Here is a 19,699-nt window from a genome sequence, read left to right as displayed (position 1 = left end):
TTTCTTTTGTTATGAAAGCTATCATTTTTTGTACTGCAGTGCTTTCTTTGTATTGGGGTAATCCTGACTTAAAAGGTTACACAAATTCATCTCATGAAATAACCCGGCAGCTAACGGCAATGCTTCAATACCCGCAAGTGTTGTATAACCAGGAGCAAAACAGTATTGTTGTAATCCAGTTTCATTTGGGAGAAAGTAGTACTATTGGAAGAGTGAAAGTTTTTTCAGAAAACCAGGATCTTAATTACGATCTGATCCGCCAGTTGACCGGTAAAAAATTACAGCTTTCTTCAGACGATCCCTACGAAAAGTACACCATTAAATTAAGGTTTAAGATTGAGAAGTAAATGCTGCTGCAAATCATGCTTTACCGTTTATTTGAACTCCTCTATGTCTCAAATATTTATAGAGTGTCATTTTAGAAATTTCCAGATCAGCTGCAATTTCATTTACTCCCAACTTACGTTCATTGTATAATGTTTGCGCTAACATCGCTTTTTTTTCAGCTTCTTTGGAAAGTCCGCGGCTACGTCCGCCTTTCCGGCCACGTGCACGGGCCGCATCTAAACCGGATTTAGTCCTTTCCCTGATAAGGTCTCTTTCAAATTCGGCCAGTGAAGCAAAAATATTAAAGATGAGCCTGCCCTGGGCAGTAGTTGTATCGATGGAATCATTAATTGAGACCAGACCGATTCCCCGCTTTTCAAAATCGGAGGTCATTTCCAGTAAGTGTTTTAACGAACGCCCTAACCGGTCCAGCTTATAAATGTAAATAATATCACCTTCACGAAGGATTTGCTGCATGGCCGCAAGCTGTGGCCTGTCTGATTTTATTCCGGAAGCTTTTTCCTGAAATACTTTTTCACAACCAGCCTTCTGCAAAGCGTCGAGTTGCATTTCCAAATTCTGATCCTGGGTTGACACCCGTGCATATCCAATTTTCACCTTTTGTCTACTTTAATCCATCTAAGAGATCAAATTTAATGTACTTAGATTGGTATACAAGTTTATTTTACTAAATTGATTAAATCTGCCTGGTTTTCTGTCATTCTTTAAGCTCCAAAGTGCAGGACAGGTTTGTACATTTTGAGCAACGTTTTTTTATACACACAAATCGTCTCATGCCAAGAAAAGAATACCTGACTTCCGAAGCCCGGCAACGATTTGACAATCCACCTGTTTTGAGTGTTGACCAGAAAATTATTTTCTTAGAGGCTCCTGAGTGGGCAGCAGAATATGTCAAGACTTTGCAAACACCATCCAATAAAGTTGGCTTTCTTTTGCAGGTTGGATACTTCCGGGTGGTCAGCAGGTTTTTTGGATCGAACCGTTTTCACCAAAGTGACGTGGACTTTGTAGCGGCAAGAATTTCTGTTGATGTCAATGCTGTACAAATGACCGATTACGAAGGACGGACTTCACTCAGGCACCGGGAGGACATTCTTGGATATTTTGGCTTCGCAGCTTTTGAAAAATCTTCGGTTGAAGCATTGGCCGAAGAAACACAGAGACTGGCACATGTACAGACCAGGCCGTACCTGATTTTCGAAGGAATGCTAGACTTTCTCCAGTCACATCATATCGAAATTCCAACTTACCAAAGCCTGAAAACGATTTTGGACAAATCTCTTGCTCGTTTCGAGCAAAATTTAGAGTCTATTTTAAATAAGTACTTGACAACAGCCGATATTTTGCTTTTAGAGCAGCTTCTTGTTGAACACACTTCTTATCAACAGGACAGTAGGAAGCATTTGAAAGTAAAACGCTATGAGATTACATTCTTTAAACGGATCTCTCAATCCATGGAAACAAAACAGATCCGTGAGCGAGTAACCAACTTTGAAAGCTTAAAGAATATGTATTTGCAGTTATTACCGATTGTCAAGCGCTTAAAATTATCTGATACCACTGTTCATTTTTATGCGGAATACGTTATCAATAACCAGGTAACGCAAATAGCTACACGTAGCACAAATCGTTATCTTCTTCTGATTTCCTTCATCATCCACCAGTATTATATGTTGGGAGATGCACTTATCCTTACTTTGAATAGTGCGGTCACCAACTATGTTAACGGTTGTGAGAACCTGGTGAAACAGGAACTTTATCAAAACAGGATGCAGACCGCGCAGCTGGTCAGCAGTGTTGCCCACCGTAGTCATACCCACATTGATGTTTTGGGTTCTATTGAAAAAATCATTGCTGATACGACAATGGAACCATTGGCCAAAGTAACCTTGATTGAACAGTTGTTTAAAAACAAACGGTTATCTCAAAAATTGTTACAGGAAGACCAGCAGCGTCTTAAAGATTTAAGGGAAGTCAACCAAAAGATAAATGACCGGGAAGATTTCTATCAGATGCTTGAAAAAAATGCGTCCAAGTTAAATGGTAAGGTTAGCGATATTGTAAAAGTACTAATCCCAAGTGCCACTTCTTCCGGGAAGGATATCCTTGCAGCGGTCCGGTACTACCAGGAAAAGAATGGAGCTATTCTAACGCGGGCGTCGGTACCAACTGATTTTTTAGGAATGGAGCAGCAGCAGCGGGTGTTGACCCCGGAAGGCAAATTACGGACCGGTTTATATAAAGTTTTCCTGTTCCAGGAAATCCGCGATAATATCAAGTCTGGGGCACTCCCAATTGATTCATCCTATGATTACCGCAGTTTTGACGAGTATGAAATACCACCGGCGGTTTGGAATAAAGAAAAGGAAAAGCTGATTGAACAAGCCGGCTTGACAGCTTTTACCGATTCACGAAAAACCCTGGTTAAATTAAATGAAAGGTTGAATGCCCAGATTAAATTAACCAATGAGCATATAGAAGCAGGCAGTAACAAGCAGGTATACTTCGACCCCACCGGTGATTGGCACCTGATGAAAGATAAGCGTTTGGAAGAAGTCACAGATTTGGAACCGCTTTATCCCCAAGAATATGTCATTCTACTAATTGAAGTTCTCTCAACCGTCCAAAACGCAACCGGCTTTATTTCTTCCCTTATCCATGGAGGAATTGATCATATCCCCAAACATCCGGATGAGAATTTGTTCTTTGCGGCAATTCTTGGGTTTGGTTGCAATATCGGGATCCGGAAATTCTCTTTCATGTCCAAAGGCATAAGGACAAGTTCTTTGGAGACAACAGCACTCCAATATTTTTCGCCAGAGACTGTAATTCAGGCAAATGATAAAGTACTTGCATTTAGCAATAGCTTACCACTTACCGAACATTTTAGAAAGGATGCTGACTTTGTTCATACTTCCAGTGATGGCCAAAAATTTGATGTATCAGTTGCTTCACTTGTAGCTTCTCCGTCATTTAAATACTTTGGTAATGGAAGGGGTGTGACCATGTATTCCTTTCTGGATGAATCCGGCCAGTTATTTTACTCAACTGTATTCAGTGCAGCAGAACCCGAATCACATTACGTTTTGGATGGCCTGACCCACAATGAAGTGATCATTCCCAATGCACATTCAACGGACACACATGGATTCAGTGAACCTGTATTTGCTGTAACTGGTCTTTTAGGCATTGAATTCCGCCCCAGGTTTGCAAGATTTCACCATCAGCAGCTTTACTCAATTGATGAAGCGCGGACTTATCGTGAGCTAAATTATAAGATTGTTCCGAACCTTAAAATTAATCTGGTGCATCTGGAAAATCATTGGGATGAAATTTTGAGGCTCGTTTGCACGATCAAGCTGGGATATGCCAAGGCATCCACGTTGTTCAGGCGTCTAAATTCATATTCGAAACAACATCCGCTTTATAAAGCCCTCAAAGATTTGGGAAGGCTCTACAAAACAGCATACATCTATCAATATATGGATGATGAGTTAATCCGAAAATCGGTGTCTGGCTCACTTTCTAAAATTGAGAGCAGCAATAACTTTTCCAAAGCCATAACCGTTGGCAACAACCAGGAATTGATCTGGGCTACCCGAAAAGAGCAATTGACAGCGGAAGGATGTAAAAGGTTGATAGCAAATGCGGTGAACACCTATAATCTGTTGTTGTTATCCGAAAAACTGGTAGCAGTTGAGTCTGAACAAGACAGACAAATCATGTTGAAAAAAATTCTTGCTACTTCTACCCACAGCTGGGCACATATTAACCTGGTTGGAGAATACGACTTTTCCGATGGTAAAGATTATAAAATGTTTGATTTGAGCTCGATTATGGACTTGAATCTGACGCCTTAGAATTCAATATTCCGGACTAATGGTAAATAAAAATCCTACGCGAAAGTCGTGACGGTTTTTCTCCCTTTCTTTAGTTTACCCCAATTTGGGAAATAATAAAGATCAGGTAGCGGCGGCCGCAAAAAACGGGCCGGCAAAGTGACTGTAAGGTTGTATTGCCAATGCACTACAAAGTAACCGATGTTACTATAATGTGCCCCTCTCGCTCAAAAGTGCAAATCGCTGTTTTTTGATCTTTCGCCATTGCAAGCTTAGGATATTGGCCATTGCCTAATGATGACGTCTTTAAACCATCCGGGCTTCTAAATTGTATGGAATTTTCCTGCTGCCAGGCAATAGCATTGCCCTTGGCTGTTTGAAGTATTACAGGTGTCCGGCCACTGCCTAATTTCATTTCAGTTTTGCCAGGCTGCGCAAGATAAACTTCCATTTGACGACGCCAGACTGTGGAAGCTTCACCTCTTAAATTAACCGTCAAATCTCCGCCATCCATCGGGCATGCATTGATCATATAATTTCCAGTACCTTGTTTTTGAGCTTTCCCAAAATGTTCTCCTTTGTCTGTTGAAGAAATCAGATACATATTACGGGCACCATCCAGTTTGTTTCGGAACATGACAGAAATTTGTCCTGTTTGACTGATGTAAACTGACGGCTTGCAGCAGTCACAGATACCATTTTGCTCGCCTTTGTAAATCAATTGATTTTTCCCCCAGGTTAAACCGCCGTCTCTTGAAAGTGCGCCATATAGATTATTATTTCCAAGTCGGCTGTCAAGCCAGGCAGTATAGACCAAGTTATCCTTGCCAGCGCTGATGCCAGACAATGCTTCTTTGGCGGTAGTATCCGTGTCATTAACACGTACAGGCTTAGACCATTGATTTGTTGCATTCAAAGACCGCATTGCATACAAATTTCCATGATGATCACCGACTCTGACTACCTTGTAATCCTTTGTTGTGGTAAGTTGCGGCCCCCTTCCCATCCCAAGACCCATCTGCGAAAAGTTGCCTAACAGCGCAGGTTTGGAATACGATTTGCCCCCGTCACCGGAAAATGTATAGTACAAGTCACGTTCATTGGCATTCTTGACTCCGTACACGATGTGTATAATACCTTCCCGGTCAACACTTATTTCCGGCTGGCTACCTGCGGCCAGTTTTTGTTCTGATGCAAAATCGTTATCAGGATGGCCTGCCAAGAAAATAAAGCAAGCGAAAACGGTGGTAATAAATTTCAACAACATCATATAGCTTAATCAAAAAGGTTATGCACGCTTTTAAAAGGCCTTAACCTCACAATTTACCTTTGGAACACCGGTATCCCATAATTATGCAACGTGGCATAGTAATTGTGTAGAAAAAACCTGGAACAAAAGGCAATCTTTGTATTGCGTAAAACCGTATGTTTTAATATGAAAGGTTGTGTTTTTTTACTGCTAATAATGATTTGCCTGCTGGTGCCAGCGGGAGTGAGTCATGCATGTGGCAGCAAGCACGTTCCAATCAAAAGAGAAGTAAAGCATGTGGCTTCCCATAAAAAGGCCTGCTGCGCCAGGCATCGAAACCATAGATCAGGGGACAGTAATAAGAAATGTAGCCATAGTTGTAATGAATCTGGCTGTGATTGCGCCCACTCTCTTCCTGTTTTTGCATTAAAGGTACAGCCGACAGGGTTAATCCAAAAAACCCTTGCTGTTGTTGACAATTCCCCCTCTTGGTTCTTCCAGGAAACTTCCCCAAAGCCAGTGTATCTTTCACTGTGGATGCCTCCTAATATAGGTTGATAAGTTCCCTGTAGCCACAGGTACGCCCTTCCGGAGCTCTTTTCACTTCGGACAAAAACTTATTTAAAATCCAAAATTCCATTCTGATGAAATCAATTAAAATATTGATGGCAACATTGCTATTGCTGTCTACTTTCTTATCCTATGCAGATATCAAAAATGTCACTACCGAGAATATAACCATTGCCGGATCATGCTCTCAGTGTAAGGAAGGCATTGAAGCCGCTGCATTTGAGAAAAACATTTCCAAAGCAAACTGGGATAAGGAAACGAAGGTTGCCGCAGTCACTTACGATAGTAAAAAGACCTCTCTGGATGCAATCCTGAAAAAAATTGCATTGGCTGGTTACGATAACCAAAGCTACTTGGCACCTGATGATGCTTATGCCAAATTGGAGGAATGCTGCCGCTACGAGCGTGCCAGCAAGAATGAAGTGGTAGCGCAAAAGAAAATGAGTGGCCATGAACACGGTGCCACGTCCATGGAAACAGCTGCGAAGGCGGGGTCAGCCGATGCCGACCCATTGAAGCCTGTCTTAGATGCCTATTACGCGGTGAAGGATGCCTTGGTTAGCTCTGACGGAAATGCCACTTCTGCGAAAGCAACAAGCCTTGTAAAGGCGCTCAAAGCCGTTAAGATGGACGAGCTGGGAAGCGAGCAGCATATGGTTTGGATGAAGGTCATGAAAGATCTGAATTTCGATGCCGAACACATTGAAGAAACCAAAGACCTGGGTCATCAAAGAGACCATTTCTCTTCTCTTTCCGAGAATATGTATAAACTCATCAAGTCGGCAAAGCCTTCTCAGGCGGTTTATTATCAACATTGCCCGATGGCCAAAGAAGGAAAAGGTGCCAACTGGCTAAGCCAGGTATCGACAATTAAAAACCCTTATTATGGCGCGCAGATGTTGAACTGTGGTAAAACCACTGAAACACTCAAATAGTAACGACTGTCCTGATGGCAACGTAAACATTACCTGCTAGTAAGTATGACTTATGGTCATCAGGACAGTCTTCTCTTCTTATTTAAATAACAACAAATGATGGATTTTCTTAAAATCCCTATATATAGATTTCTTGCTGCGGCCGCTATGCTCATCATTATTTCTGAGCAGGTTTACGGCCAAAAAATAGTACGGTATGATCTATACGTTAAAGACACAACTGTAAATTTTACCGGGACGCCTAAGCGTGCCATTGCAGTAAACGGACAAATCCCGATGCCTACATTAACGTTTACGGAAGGGGACACTGCCGAAATATACGTACACAATGAGCTCGACGAAGAGACATCCCTGCACTGGCATGGACTGTTCTTGCCCAATAAGTATGACGGGGTACCTAATCTGACACAGATGCCCATTAAGCCTCATACAACACACTTATACAGGTTTGCAATTATTCAGCACGGCACGCACTGGTACCATAGCCATACTGAGTTGCAGGAACAAATCGGCATGTATGGATCGATGATCCTGAACAAGAAAAAAGAACCAACCATTCCTACTGTTCCAATCATATTGAGTGAGTGGACGGATATGAAGCCTAAAAACGTCCACAGGATGCTTCACAACGCAAGTGATTGGTTTGCCATAAAAAAGGGCGCAACCCAAAGCTATTCGGAGGCGATCAGTCAGGGGTATTTTAAGACAAAGGTTGGAAACGAATGGAAGCGCATGACAGCGATGGATGTAAGTGACGTGTATTATGACCGCTTCCTTATTAACGGAAAAAATGAAAGCCAGCTTTCCCAGTTCAAGCCAGGTGATAAAGTCCGTCTAAGGATTTCAAATGGCGGGGCTTCAACCTATTTCTGGCTTACCTATGCAGGCGGCAAAATGACTGTTGTAGCTAACGATGGAAACGATGTAGAGCCAGTAGATGTAGACAGGCTGATCATAGCAGTTTCAGAAACTTATGATGTGATTGTTACCATTCCAGCTGTTAAACCCGGATCTGCCCCTACCGCTTATGAGTTTTTGGCAACATCGGAAGACCGGACCAAATCTACTTCCCTGTTCCTTGGTGAAGGTGTAAAACAACTGGCATCACCGCTACCCAGGCTTAAATACTTTGAGGGAATGAAGATGATGAACGGCATGATGAAAATGAATGGTGACCTGGACGATATGGGCATGAACATGAGCCTGAACCAGATGGATATGAACGTGGTCATGTACCCGGAAATTACCGGCGCTTTAAAAAGCAAAAAGAAGGATACAGGCAAAGCCATGGATATGGGAAACATGAAGATGGATGATACCAAGAAAGCGGACGAACATGCTGGTCATAACATGTACAACAGTAATGCATTGTCCACGATTACGACGCTAAATTATGCCATGCTTCAATCGCCTGAAAAGACATCTTTACCTAAGGATGCACCGGTAAAAGAGCTCCGTTTTGTATTGACTGGCAACATGAACCGGTACGTATGGAGCATGGACAATAAAGTGGTTTCCGAGCGTGACAAGATCCTGATTAAAAAAGGTGAAAACGTCCGCATGGTCATTTACAATAATTCCATGATGCGGCACCCAATGCACCTTCATGGCCACGATTTCCGGGTGCTCAATGGAAAGGGAGTGAATGCACCTCTGAAAAACATCATTGATATCATGCCCATGGAAACTGACACACTTGAATTTGCTGCAACTGAAAGTGGTGACTGGTTTTTTCATTGCCATATCCTTTACCATATGATGAGCGGCATGGGCGCAGTTTTCTCCTATGAGAATTCCCCGGCAAATCCTGAGATCCCTAACCCCCGGTTAGCACAACGCAAACTATTTGCCGATGACCGGGAGTTTCATTTCATGGCCGAAAACGATATTGCCACCAACGGCAACGATGGTGAAGCGATGATACAAAATACACGGTGGAGTATTGGCAGTGAGTGGCGACTGGGCTACCACGACCACCACGGTTATGAAGTCGAAACACACCTGGGGCGTTACATTGGGAAAATGCAGTGGCTGATGCCATTTATTGGCTTTGACTGGCGGTACCGAAAAATGGGGATGGATGAAGTAGAAAGCAATCTTTTTGGCCAGCGAAACACCAAGGATCAAAGGTCCGTGTTTAGCGCGGGAGTAAACTACATGTTGCCCATGCTGGTTACGGCGCAAGCTGAAATATTCACCGATGGCAACCTGCGTTTTCAATTGGAACGGATGGATATACCAGTTTCCAAACGTCTGCGGATGAACCTGATGGTCAATACGGACAAGGAGTACATGGCCGCCCTTCGGTATATCTTTACCAGGTATGTAGGTGCCACAGCCCATTATGACAGCGACATGGGTTTTGGTGTCGGGCTGACCTTGAATTACTAGCCAATAGATCTCAGCTTACATAGTACCACATAAACAATGACAAATGGAAAATCACCACCACCACGGGCATCATCCGGAAAAGCAACCCGAAGCCGTGCACGGAATGAAAGGAGTTGAACATGAGCATCATGGTCACGGCGGGCACACCGATGAAGACAGTAGCCATGACAAACACGCAGGCCACCATACCGAGGATTTTTTAAAGCGCTTCTGGATTTGCATGGTCATTACTTTGCCAATCCTTTTGCTATCCCATATGATCCAGCAATGGATTGGTTTTAACTGGACCTTCCCAGGTGATCAATATATGCTTTTGGCACTAAGCACGATCATATACTTCTATGGGGGCTGGCCGTTTCTGACGGGCCTTGTCCGGGAGCTGAAAAGCAAAACCCTGGGTATGATGACCCTGGTGGCGGTTGCGATTACTACTGCGTATGTGTATAGCGTGGCCGTGGTTTTTGGGCTGGAAGGGATGGACTTCTTTTGGGAGCTTGCTACCCTAATTGATATTATGCTCATTGGGCATTGGCTGGAAATGAAATCGCAGATGGCCGCCTCAAAAGCCCTGGAATCCCTGGTTGCTTTACTTCCATCAGTGGTCCATGTAGAAAAGGACAATCAGGTAACCGATATACCTTTAAAAGACCTTCGCACAGGGGATTTGTTACTTGTCAAGCCAGGTGAAAAGGTGCCTGCCGACGGATTGGTCACAGATGGACGTTCTTATGTGAACGAAAGCATGCTAACTGGCGAAAGTGTGCCAGTTCAAAAGCAGAAAGACAATAAGGTTATTGCCGGCGCTATCAACGGTGATGGTGTTCTCAAAGTCAAGGTTACCGGGGCTGGCAATGACAGCTACCTGCAAAAGGTCATCAACATGGTCAAGACTGCCCAGGGTGCTAAATCCAGTACCCAAAACCTGGCAGATAAGGTAGCCGGATGGCTAACCATTGTTTCCATTACAGTTGGGGTTGCGACTTTCATCATCTGGTACACTGGTGGTCAAAGCCTGGCATTTGCCTTAGAAAGAATGGTTACTGTTATGGTAACATCTTGTCCGCACGCCTTGGGAGTCGCTATCCCTTTGGTTATTGCCATTTCAACAACCATTTCTGCAACGCATGGGCTGTTGATCCGCAACCGCACTGCCTTTGAGAATGCGCGAAAATTGACTACAATCATTTTCGATAAAACCGGCACACTTACCAAAGGCTCCCATGAAGTCCAACAGATAATACCCATTGACGAGCAGCTGTCACCAGACCAGATTTTACAGTATGCAGCGGCTGTACAACAAAACTCCGAGCACCATATCGCCCACGGCGTAATCAGGAAATTGAAAGAAAAAGGATTGCAGCTTTACAAGTCCACCGATTTCAATTATATGCAAGGCATTGGGGTAACAGGTACTGTGGATGGTAAGAAAATAGTAGCTGCCGGACCTAATTATTTCACACAGGAAAACAAACCGGTGCCTGCCATTCCCGACCAGATAGACCAGGCCACTGACACGGTAAACTTTATCCTGATCGATGGCAAGCTGGTTGGCTTGATCACTTTTGCCGATACCATCCGGGAGAATGCAGCTCAGGCAATCGCTGAACTCAAAAAAATGAACATCAAATCGTTCCTTTTAACCGGGGACAATGCCAAGATTGCAGAAGCGGTCTGCAAAAAACTGGACATGGACGGTTACCTGGCGGGTGTGCTGCCGCATCAGAAGCAGGATAAGGTCAAGGAGTTTCAAGACAAAGGAGAGATTGTAGCAATGACAGGTGACGGGGTCAATGATGCGCCCGCGCTTGCGCAAGCAGACGTGGGTATTGCCGTTGGCTCCGGAACTGACGTAGCAGCCGAAACGGCCGATATTATCCTGGTAAATAGTGACCCGATGGATGTAGTGCAAATGATCATATTTGGCAGGGCTACTTACAGAAAAATGGTGCAAAACCTGGCTTGGGCAATTGGCTACAATGTAATAGCTATACCACTGGCCGCCGGTGTTTTGTACCCTTCCTTTATGTTAAGCCCGGCAATGGGGGCAGTCCTGATGAGCGCATCCACGATTGTGGTTGCTATTAATGCAAAACTGCTTAAAGTTAATTAAGGAAATTTTAACACATAATGGCATAAATATTTGAATGCATCTCACTGAATTTCAGAAAAATGAACCACTTATTTAAATAACAAACACATGAAACCAACGTACAAAATTTTAGGACTCGCTGCATTGATAGCCTTTTCAACCGCCTGCTCGGATGACGACGACAACAATCAAATTTCCATTCAAGCCCATGATGAAAATCAAATGATGACACTTATGCATGAGATGATGGATGAAATGCATACCATGAAAGTGACACAGGATCCTGATATCGATTATGCAAGTATGATGAGAATGCACCACATGGGTGCTATTGACATGGCAGAGCTGGAATTGAAGTCCGGAACTAGTAGCGAAATGAAGGCTAAAGCCCAGGCGATCATTGATGCCCAGCAGAAAGAAATAGCAGAATTTGATTCTTTCCTTGCCAATGCTAAGCCCACTACCATGAACATGGACTTTCATATGAAAATGATGGACGGAATGGACCGGATGGGCAAACAATCTGACCTTCAAATCATCAATGGGAACATAGACCAGGACTTTGCCACCTTAATGATCGAGCATCACAAGAGTGCTACCGAAATGGCACAGATGCACTTAGTAATGGGTAAGGATGCTGGTTTGAAAGAAATGTCTTCTATGATCATTGAAGAGCAGAACAAAGAAATAGCCGATTTCCAAACCTGGCTACTGGCTAACAGAAATAAGTAACCACCAATCTAAACTTAAATTTTATGGCACATCAACAATTCAAAGAATGTATCGATGCTTGCGTGGCATGCGCAATCGCTTGCAGTCACTGTGCAACTGAGTGTTTGAAAGAAGAGCACGTAGGACATATGGCAAAGTGTATTCAGCTTGATTTAGAATGCGCCGCTATCTGTCGAAGTGCCGCCGAAGTGATGAGCCTTGGAAGCAGTTTTAGTGCGCACCTATGCCGTGTTTGTGCGGACGCATGTAATGCGTGTGCAGATGAATGTGAAAAACATGCGGAGATGGGTATGGATCACTGCCGCCAGTGTGCAGAAGCTTGCCGTCATTGCGCCAAAATATGTGAAGAAATGGCAACCCCAGTTTAATAGACCATCCTGGGTTAACACAATCGAAGGGTAATCATTTTGGTTACCCTTTTTCAATGGCCACCTGAAACAAACCCGGTTACCTGATTACAAGCACCTGGATATGTGACCTTTATCAGGTTTGCTCAGCGCTATTTAAGGTAAATTTGATAAATTATAAAAACCGGTAGTCAAATGAAAAAGCACCAATTTATCTTCCTCATAGCATTTCTTGTATTTGCGGTTGGAAATGTATATTCCCAAAACTACAAACAGCCAATACCCGCTATTGATGCCCAGGGTAAGGTTACTGATGCGAAAGGAAAGCATATTGGCTGGGTTACCAGTGATGGAACTATCAAAGATGCTGCCGGAGTGAAAATTGCCCACATCGATGATCAGGGAAATGCCGTTGATGCCACCACCGGTAAGTCCATGGGTAAAGCCGCTAAAAATGGCACATACCTTTACCATGTCCAAAGCGGGGCCGCTGATAGCTTAACGGTATCTAATCCTATGAATGGAATTTGTGAAGTCAAAGACAAAAATGGCAACACAGTTCTTTCGGTTCATGAAAACTACAAGCAGTATGGTGCCTGCGCGCTACATTGCCTTCAAATGAAAAACGAGCATAAGGATATGAAAATGAAATGATTTTTGCAATTTCGTTGATGTAGGATTTGCGACAACCAAATTGAATTCATTTTGTCAAATATTTTGGGTTGTGTGTTGGCTGACAATTGAACGTACCGTACTATACCAGGAGAAAAACCGTACGCGGAAGTCGTGACGGTTTTTCTCCCTTTCTTTAGTTTACCCCTATTCTTAGTCAGTCGCATTTTTCTGCAAGAAATCTACTATGAAACAAGTGTGCAGAGTGTTGGAGAAAATTAAAAACATTTATGATACACATCATTCATTAACTCAACATAGCCATTGTAGTGGATGGGCTTACAGATAAATTTCATTGCGCCTGAATTTAGCGCAAGTTCTTTCAGGTCATCTGCATTACTGGTAGACATAAGTATGGAGCGAATGTGACGACAATCCGGATCTGCGTAAACAGCATTTAATGCTTCAATCCCATTCATCACCGGCATATTCACATCAATCAGAATCAGCGCTGGTTTTATGTATTTGTCCAGGATCTGCATTAGCTCGCTGCCGTTTCTGGCGGGGCGCACATCTAAATCAAGCATCAAATCAGATATGGCCTCTTGCATAAGAAAAAGGTCATCTTCGTCATCATCGACAATGTAGATCGTCTTTTGGGTAGCCATGTTGAAAAGGTAGAATCGTTGAGTGACACGCTAAAAACGCAATTTTTTGCCTCAATTCCGCTCTTGCATTAAACAGGCATTGCAAGCAGCGTCTTCTCATAATTCAATCTCGCGGCCGGATGCATCTTTTCTATTTTCTTCACTTCTTACAAAAACTTAAGCTTACCCTGTGCCGGTAATTGGATATAGGCCTGTATTACTCTGAGTGAGGCAGTTCTCATTTTTAGTATTTTTGTCAATTTAGGATATCTAAAATTATACAAACTTATTGATAGTCCATCTAGTATCTATGCTGAAAGTCGTTTTAATAAACGATGAACAGAGGTACGATGCCATTGCTGCCCATCATTTCTATACGTCTGAATACTTAAGTGATATACTGCCGTTGTTCGGTCGAAATTTATAATCGGCTACCAAAAGAAAAATAGAATGGTCAATTTGTCCTAAATAACCAATTGATTGTTTGCTTAATTTATTTGCTGCCACGTTGCACCGGTTCCAGGATGTTGGCCAGGAAAGGTGCCGTACGGCTTGCCTGATACGCGGCAATCTCAGAGGGCCTTCCCGCCGCAACAATAGTGCCGCCGCGGTCGCCTGCCCCAGGTCCTACGTCGATAACCCAATCACACTGTGCGACCGTACGCATATCATGCTCAACGACAATGACAGTATTGCCAGCATCAACAAGGCGGTTAAGCTGAACAAGAAGACGATCTACATCACGCGGATGCAGGCCTGTGGTCGGCTCATCCAACACATACAGTGTTGAGCCGCGCTGCGTGCGTTGCAGTTCGGTCGAAAGCTTGATACGCTGGGCCTCGCCCCCGGAAAGTTCGGTCGCGCTTTGTCCAAGTTTAAGATAGCCCAGACCTATATCCCTGAGGGTTTCAAGCGACCGCAAAACCGAAGGATCATTGGAGAAAAACACGCAAGCCTCGTCAACTGTCATGCTAAGTACATCCGCGATAGATTTGCCGTTCCAGCTAATCTCCAGCGTCTTATCGTTATATCGCGTGCCGTGGCAGGTCGGACAGGGTGCATAAACGCTCGGCATGAAAAGCAGCTCTATGCTGACTTGTCCCTCCCCCTCACAGGTCGGGCACCGGCCTTTGGCAACATTGAACGAAAAGCGGCCTGCATCGTAATGTCTCCTGCGCGCTTCCGGCGTCGCGGCGAAGAGTTTTCTGACATGGTCAAAGAGCCCTGTATAGGTTGCCAGATTGGACCGAGGGGTTCGTCCGATTGGTTTTTGATCCACCTCAATAAGACGGTGTACCGCATCGACATCTCCTCGCAGCCGTCCCATGGTTTTTTCGGAAGGAGCTTCCTCGAGCACGTCTTCCTCAACTTCTTCCCGCTTCATGCCTAGGTGCTCTGCCACAAGGTCAATCAGCGACTGGCTCACAAGACTGGATTTGCCAGAACCCGAGACACCTGTTACGGCGATAAAACAACCCAGGGGGAACGATACGTCAACGCCGTTGAGATTGTTCCGGCGAACCCCTTCCAGGCGCAAAAAGCCTTTTGGCGGGCGGTTGGCCACAGGCAGCTGTGCTGTTTCTTCAAAAAGGTAGGGCCTGGTGCGGGACTCGTTGACTTCCAGAAGGCCATCGGGCCGCCCGCTGTACAGAATGCGCCCGCCCTCGCTGCCAGCCTCAGGACCCACATCGATAAGCCAGTCGGCACGTCGCATCATTTCGGTGTCGTGTTCGACGACAAAAAGGGAGTTACCCGACGCTTTGAGCCTGTCCAGTGCATCGAATAAGGCATGACCGTCGGCAGGGTGCAATCCTGCCGTAGGCTCGTCGAGCACATAGATAACTCCAAAGAGCTGTGAGGAGAGCTGGGTTGCAAGACGCAGGCGCTGCAGCTCACCGGGGGAGCATGTTGGTGTGCTGCGATCAAGCGACAGGTAACCAAGCCCAAGGTCGATCAGCGTTGTAAGGCGGACTAGAAGATCACCGCATAGGCGCTCTGCAGCGATACGCTTTTCAAGCGAGAGATTATCCGTACGGCGTACATCAGGGGCCGCCTTGTGTGCCGAGCCACCAGCATTCACACGCTCATCCACTGCGGCTCTTGCAGCTTCACGGCTTACGAGCGATTGGGACGGATTCGTCCCGGACACAAGATCCCCCTCAGCAGCCGGCTTGATCACTTCTGAAAGCTGTTCAAGAGAAAGGTGCGAAAAATCGGAGATGTCATAGCCAGCAAAAGTAACCGAAAGTGCCTCGGGTTTTAAACGCTTGCCCCTGCATACAGGGCACGGGCTGCTGATCATAAACTGCAATACGCGTTTGCGCATGGAGGCACTTTCCGTATTGGCAAGCGTGTATTCAAGATTCCGTTTGGCGCTACTGAAAGTTCCCTGATAGCTGGGTTCCATCTTTTGCCGCTGAGCCTGGCGTGTTTCGGCCGGGGTTAGCCCTGCATAGACCGGAACCGTCGGCTGCTCGTCGGTAAACAGGATCCATTCCCGGTCCTTTTCAGGCAGGTCTTTCCAAGGAATATCAACGTCATAGCCCAGTGAGACTAAAATATCCCGCAGGTTCTGACCGCCCCAAGCAGTAGGCCAGGCAGCAATGGCCCGCTCTCGGATGGTCAGCGATGGGTCAGGGACCATTGACTCCTCCGTCATCGTATGCACGCGCCCCATGCCCTGACAGCGAGGGCAGGCCCCTTGCGGCGTGTTGAAGGAAAAATCCTCGGCATACAGCATCGTTTGGCGCGCAGGATAAGTGCCGACGCGCGAATAAAGTATGCGCACAAGGCTTGAGATCGTCGTCAGGCTGCCTACTGTCGAACGGGCGTTGGGGGTTCCGCGATGCTGTTGGAGGGCAACTGCGGGCGGGAGTCCATCAATAGCATCAACATCCGGAACGCCAACTTGATCGATCAATCGCCTTGCATAAGGAGAAACTGACTCAAGATAACGTCGTTGTGCCTCGGCGAATAGTGTGCCGAAGGCAAGCGAGGACTTGCCCGAACCGGAAACACCGCTGAAAACCACTAACTGGTTTCGCGGTATTGAGACATCAATATTTTTGAGGTTGTGTTCTCGCGCACCCCGCACGCGCACATAACCTGATGCTGCTATATCTTCCTGATCATCTGAGCTAATTACCTGTGCCATTAAAAAAAACTTTTCGATAGTGCCTAGAAATTTTAAAGAGAATCGGGAGGTAAATTTCCCTGATCACTCTCAATTTGAAGCAATATCGCAATTTTTAGATATAAAAAGCGAGCGCAACCAAGACGTCGTGCCTCGTTGAAAATTGGTACCACCAGCTAAGCAAGGTGGACATGCGCCAATAGTGTTCGAGCTTCATCTATAAACTAAGATTTCTTGTCAATTCCCTAGAAATTGACTACGTTAGGAACGTTAACTCCACTTTTGAAAGGCTTATGGGTACAATTCAAAGTATCCTTGAATAACGGCACCTGACCAGGGGAGAAGTCCACAGCAGGTTGATTTACGTAAAGTATGAGTATTAATAAAGGTTAGGAACAGCATCCTAGTACTAAAAATTAAGCTCCTCTATGATTATTAATAGAAAAATTCCATTTCGGTTTCTACTTAGTGAAATCAAAAAGCCTCTAATAATCGTTATTATATTGGGAATAATCTCTGGAATATTACATAAATATTACCCGAATATATTACCCGAAATTCCGTCGGCATTGCCACAACCTTAGGAATTGCTATTTCTATTCTTTTGTCTTATAAAATAAATCAAGCTTACAGTAGATGGTGGGAAGCACGAACTATTTGGGGAGCAATTGTCAACGACAGCCGCTCACTTGTTTTACAACTTCAATTATATTTAAATGAGCAAATTAAACTTATTTACAAAATTTCTCACTACCAAATAGCCTGGTGTTATTCTTTGGAAAAATCTTTAAGAAGACAAGATATTTCTGAAGTTTTGAATAGTATACTAACTATCGATGACATCGAAAAGGTAAGAAAACATTCAAATACTCCCTTAGCAATAAATCAACTTCAAACGCTTTTAATTAAAGAGCTTTTCAAAAAAGGATTTTTGAATGAATTTGCAAGAATTAAAATTGAAGAGACATTAACAAGGCTTGTCGCATCGATGGGGAAGTGCGAAAGGATAAAGAATACCGTTTTTCCGCCTACCTTTGGACAGATTTTAAACGTAGCAATTTACCTATTCACAATTTTTTTGAGCTTATCATCAACATTTCAATTAAACATAATATTGCAAATAGCTATACTTACCTCTATTTCAGTAATGTTTTTCTTTTTAGAGGAACTGGCTCATAGCCTACAAGATCCCTTCCATAATTATCCAACAGACATCCCCATAACCGCAATATCCCGTGAACTTGATAAACTAGTAGCAAGCGTCAATCCCGCCGACCCTACGCCGCTGGAGCTTCACAGAAGCCCAATGTTTGGCGGGAAGAAAATATGGCGGCAATATGATAAAGGGCAACGTTGCCATATCATAAAGGAGGCGCTCGGCGTTCTTGCTCGTTCTCACCAATCCAATAGAATTTTTGCCTGCGTCGTTAACAAAGCGAAATTATCGCCAACTGATCCAGTCGAGTTTGCTTTTGAACAATTGGACAGCAGATCTAAAAAAATGAGGAAGAGAAGATATTTTTTTGAACAATTAAGGGAGGATTTTGCTGAGTTTTTGCAAAATCCTCCCTTAAATATAATGGTATTATCTTAGGCTATTTGGCAGCTAAAATGTCCAATTTTTCAATAGACGGAGGTGTTGCCAATAGGTCTGGTGCATTTTCCATTAATGCTTTTGCGATCTTACCGCCAAGGTGTGCCTCTCTGCCTTCTTCGTTTGAAAAAGTATCGTAAATACCGAAGGTAGAAGCATCAATACGGAATGCATACCACGTAACGGTACCGGCTTCTTCAAGAGCAAGCGGTAATGCTCCTGTAATAAAATCTTCAACGTTTTTTTCTTGGCCGGCCTTTGCTTCCAACCGAACTAACAATCCTAATTTTTTCATTGTTTTTATTTTTTAGTTAAACAATTCTTCAATCAGACAAAATTAGAAAAACCAGCGCTGCTTCGTTTATTAGTATGGTTCAATAAGTTATGAAAAGAGGTCAATTTGAGTGGATGTGGTTGGGGCTATACCCAAATTCATTTTTAAAGGCTGCACTAAAATTTGACAAGCTGCCATAGCCAAAGTCCATAAAAATTTCGGAAGGTGTGACTTGGTTATTATGTAACAATTCTTTGGCCTTGTTAAGCCGTTTTTGCTGAAACCATTTCCCTGGAGATTCCTGGTATATACTTATAAATTTTCTCTTAAAAGTAGAGGCACTCATATTGCACAGAAAGGCCATTTCGTCAATATTCAAGTTCGTATAAAGGTTCTTTTCAATTACCATTTTAAATGATAATTCTCTTTCATTGATCAGTAAATAACGTAAGTAATTTAAAAATACCATCCCATATTTATCCGCCAGATAAAGCAATATTTCTTCAAATTTCAGTTCCAAAATCTTCTGAGAGATAGATTGTTGCAAACCAAAAATTTGTTGGAGAGATTGAATATAATGGATGATAAAATTGTCTTTCTCTAAAAGCAAATAAGGTATATCCGTTATCTTTTTATCTGAGGCATTCTGATTGAAATAATGGGAATGTTTCAATAAAAAATCGGTGATGTTTTTGTGAGAAAAGAAGAAGAGTAAACACCGGTATGAACTTACACCTACCAGTTCGGTAACCAAAACATTATTAGATGTGATAAGTAGCGATTGTGTTTCATTGATTGAAATGATATCATTAGAGAGACTGTAAACCAAACTGTGTCATCTCTTAATTTGATTAAGGGAAAAAATAAGTAAATTAGTTTAACTTAAAGACACAATGAAGACAAACGAATCCTTCGATTTCGAACGCTTCAAGGAAGAAG

General features: G+C 43.7%; 16 protein-coding genes. 9 read left to right on the top strand and 7 right to left on the bottom strand.

Going from position 1 to position 19,699, the window contains the following annotated elements:
• Positions 1–11: 11 nt before the first annotated feature.
• Positions 12–347 (top strand): hypothetical protein, encoded by a 336-nt coding sequence (locus FEM33_RS14960; RefSeq protein ID WP_139012830.1) that lies wholly within the window; start codon positions 12–14, stop codon positions 345–347.
• 13 nt (positions 348–360) lie between these two features.
• Here the strand turns inward: FEM33_RS14960 and FEM33_RS14955 are convergent, their stop codons facing one another.
• A complete protein-coding gene (locus tag FEM33_RS14955; protein ID WP_139012829.1) occupies positions 361–945 on the bottom strand; it encodes a recombinase family protein in 585 nt (194 codons plus the stop codon).
• 176 nt (positions 946–1,121) lie between these two features.
• Between FEM33_RS14955 and FEM33_RS14950 the strand changes: the two genes are divergently transcribed.
• Positions 1,122–4,208 carry a Tn3 family transposase gene (locus FEM33_RS14950; RefSeq protein ID WP_139012828.1) on the top strand — a complete coding sequence of 1,029 codons (3,087 nt, stop codon included), beginning with the start codon at positions 1,122–1,124 and terminating at the stop codon, positions 4,206–4,208.
• Between the two features lie 166 nt (positions 4,209–4,374).
• Here FEM33_RS14950 and FEM33_RS14945 read toward each other — a convergent pair whose 3' ends face one another.
• Complete coding sequence (locus tag FEM33_RS14945) at positions 4,375–5,457, bottom strand: sialidase family protein (RefSeq protein ID WP_139012827.1); 1,083 nt, start codon at positions 5,455–5,457, stop codon at positions 4,375–4,377.
• Between the two features lie 256 nt (positions 5,458–5,713).
• Positions 5,714–5,968, bottom strand: coding sequence for a hypothetical protein (locus tag FEM33_RS26365; protein WP_161597138.1), 255 nt, complete (start codon positions 5,966–5,968; stop codon positions 5,714–5,716).
• Between the two features lie 133 nt (positions 5,969–6,101).
• Between FEM33_RS26365 and FEM33_RS14940 the strand changes: the two genes are divergently transcribed.
• The 6 genes from FEM33_RS14940 to FEM33_RS14915 all read left to right on the top strand — a co-directional run bounded on the left by FEM33_RS14940 (position 6,102) and on the right by FEM33_RS14915 (position 13,154).
• Positions 6,102–6,941, top strand: coding sequence for a DUF3347 domain-containing protein (locus FEM33_RS14940; RefSeq protein ID WP_229214255.1), 840 nt, complete (start codon positions 6,102–6,104; stop codon positions 6,939–6,941).
• A gap of 96 nt (positions 6,942–7,037) precedes the next feature.
• Positions 7,038–9,332, top strand: coding sequence for a multicopper oxidase domain-containing protein (locus FEM33_RS14935; RefSeq protein ID WP_201747765.1), 2,295 nt, complete (start codon positions 7,038–7,040; stop codon positions 9,330–9,332).
• A 43-nt stretch (positions 9,333–9,375) separates the two neighbouring features.
• Positions 9,376–11,442, top strand: coding sequence for a heavy metal translocating P-type ATPase (locus FEM33_RS14930; RefSeq protein WP_139012825.1), 2,067 nt, complete (start codon positions 9,376–9,378; stop codon positions 11,440–11,442).
• 87 nt (positions 11,443–11,529) lie between these two features.
• On the top strand, positions 11,530–12,153 hold the full coding sequence (locus tag FEM33_RS14925) for a DUF305 domain-containing protein (RefSeq protein WP_139012824.1): 624 nt from the start codon (positions 11,530–11,532) through the stop codon (positions 12,151–12,153).
• A 23-nt stretch (positions 12,154–12,176) separates the two neighbouring features.
• The gene (locus tag FEM33_RS26860; RefSeq protein WP_138279318.1) at positions 12,177–12,521 is read left to right on the top strand and encodes a four-helix bundle copper-binding protein; all 345 of its coding nucleotides are present in this window, start codon (positions 12,177–12,179) and stop codon (positions 12,519–12,521) included.
• Between the two features lie 174 nt (positions 12,522–12,695).
• The gene (locus tag FEM33_RS14915; RefSeq protein WP_139012823.1) at positions 12,696–13,154 is read left to right on the top strand and encodes a hypothetical protein; all 459 of its coding nucleotides are present in this window, start codon (positions 12,696–12,698) and stop codon (positions 13,152–13,154) included.
• Positions 13,155–13,390: 236 nt separating this feature from the next.
• Here FEM33_RS14915 and FEM33_RS14910 read toward each other — a convergent pair whose 3' ends face one another.
• Both FEM33_RS14910 and FEM33_RS14905 read right to left on the bottom strand, forming a co-directional pair.
• Positions 13,391–13,780 (bottom strand): response regulator, encoded by a 390-nt coding sequence (locus tag FEM33_RS14910; RefSeq protein WP_139012822.1) that lies wholly within the window; start codon positions 13,778–13,780, stop codon positions 13,391–13,393.
• Positions 13,781–14,252: 472 nt separating this feature from the next.
• On the bottom strand, positions 14,253–16,913 hold the full coding sequence (locus FEM33_RS14905; RefSeq protein ID WP_139012821.1) for an excinuclease ABC subunit UvrA: 2,661 nt from the start codon (positions 16,911–16,913) through the stop codon (positions 14,253–14,255).
• Positions 16,914–17,424: 511 nt separating this feature from the next.
• Here FEM33_RS14905 and FEM33_RS14900 point away from each other — a divergent pair.
• Positions 17,425–18,486 (top strand): bestrophin family protein, encoded by a 1,062-nt coding sequence (locus FEM33_RS14900; protein WP_139012820.1) that lies wholly within the window; start codon positions 17,425–17,427, stop codon positions 18,484–18,486.
• 1 nt (position 18,487) lies between these two features.
• Here FEM33_RS14900 and FEM33_RS14895 read toward each other — a convergent pair whose 3' ends face one another.
• Both FEM33_RS14895 and FEM33_RS14890 read right to left on the bottom strand, forming a co-directional pair.
• A complete protein-coding gene (locus FEM33_RS14895) occupies positions 18,488–18,781 on the bottom strand; it encodes a putative quinol monooxygenase (protein ID WP_047096321.1) in 294 nt (97 codons plus the stop codon).
• 100 nt (positions 18,782–18,881) lie between these two features.
• A complete protein-coding gene (locus FEM33_RS14890) occupies positions 18,882–19,589 on the bottom strand; it encodes a helix-turn-helix domain-containing protein (RefSeq protein WP_374756435.1) in 708 nt (235 codons plus the stop codon).
• Between the last annotated feature and the right edge of the window lie 110 nt (positions 19,590–19,699).

Source organism: Dyadobacter flavalbus (genome assembly GCF_006149045.1).
Classification (GTDB): domain Bacteria; phylum Bacteroidota; class Bacteroidia; order Cytophagales; family Spirosomataceae; genus Dyadobacter; species Dyadobacter flavalbus.
The sequence above is the reverse complement of the archived record's forward strand: the minus strand, read 5'-3'. Positions and strand labels throughout refer to the sequence as shown.

What these genes read in the sequence shown, in the direction of transcription:
- FEM33_RS14915 (WP_139012823.1), top strand. Translation starts at nt 12,696, where the DNA reads ATGAAAAAGCACCAATTTATCTTCCTCATAGCATTTCTTGTATTTGCG.
- FEM33_RS14935 (WP_201747765.1), top strand. Translation starts at nt 7,038, where the DNA reads ATGATGGATTTTCTTAAAATCCCTATATATAGATTTCTTGCTGCGGCC.
- FEM33_RS14905 (WP_139012821.1), bottom strand. Translation starts at nt 16,913, where the DNA reads ATGGCACAGGTAATTAGCTCAGATGATCAGGAAGATATAGCAGCATCA.
- FEM33_RS26860 (WP_138279318.1), top strand. Translation starts at nt 12,177, where the DNA reads ATGGCACATCAACAATTCAAAGAATGTATCGATGCTTGCGTGGCATGC.
- FEM33_RS14895 (WP_047096321.1), bottom strand. Translation starts at nt 18,781, where the DNA reads ATGAAAAAATTAGGATTGTTAGTTCGGTTGGAAGCAAAGGCCGGCCAA.
- FEM33_RS14930 (WP_139012825.1), top strand. Translation starts at nt 9,376, where the DNA reads ATGGAAAATCACCACCACCACGGGCATCATCCGGAAAAGCAACCCGAA.
- FEM33_RS14950 (WP_139012828.1), top strand. Translation starts at nt 1,122, where the DNA reads ATGCCAAGAAAAGAATACCTGACTTCCGAAGCCCGGCAACGATTTGAC.
- FEM33_RS14940 (WP_229214255.1), top strand. Translation starts at nt 6,102, where the DNA reads ATGGCAACATTGCTATTGCTGTCTACTTTCTTATCCTATGCAGATATC.
- FEM33_RS14925 (WP_139012824.1), top strand. Translation starts at nt 11,530, where the DNA reads ATGAAACCAACGTACAAAATTTTAGGACTCGCTGCATTGATAGCCTTT.
- FEM33_RS14960 (WP_139012830.1), top strand. Translation starts at nt 12, where the DNA reads ATGAAAGCTATCATTTTTTGTACTGCAGTGCTTTCTTTGTATTGGGGT.
- FEM33_RS14910 (WP_139012822.1), bottom strand. Translation starts at nt 13,780, where the DNA reads ATGGCTACCCAAAAGACGATCTACATTGTCGATGATGACGAAGATGAC.
- FEM33_RS14945 (WP_139012827.1), bottom strand. Translation starts at nt 5,457, where the DNA reads ATGATGTTGTTGAAATTTATTACCACCGTTTTCGCTTGCTTTATTTTC.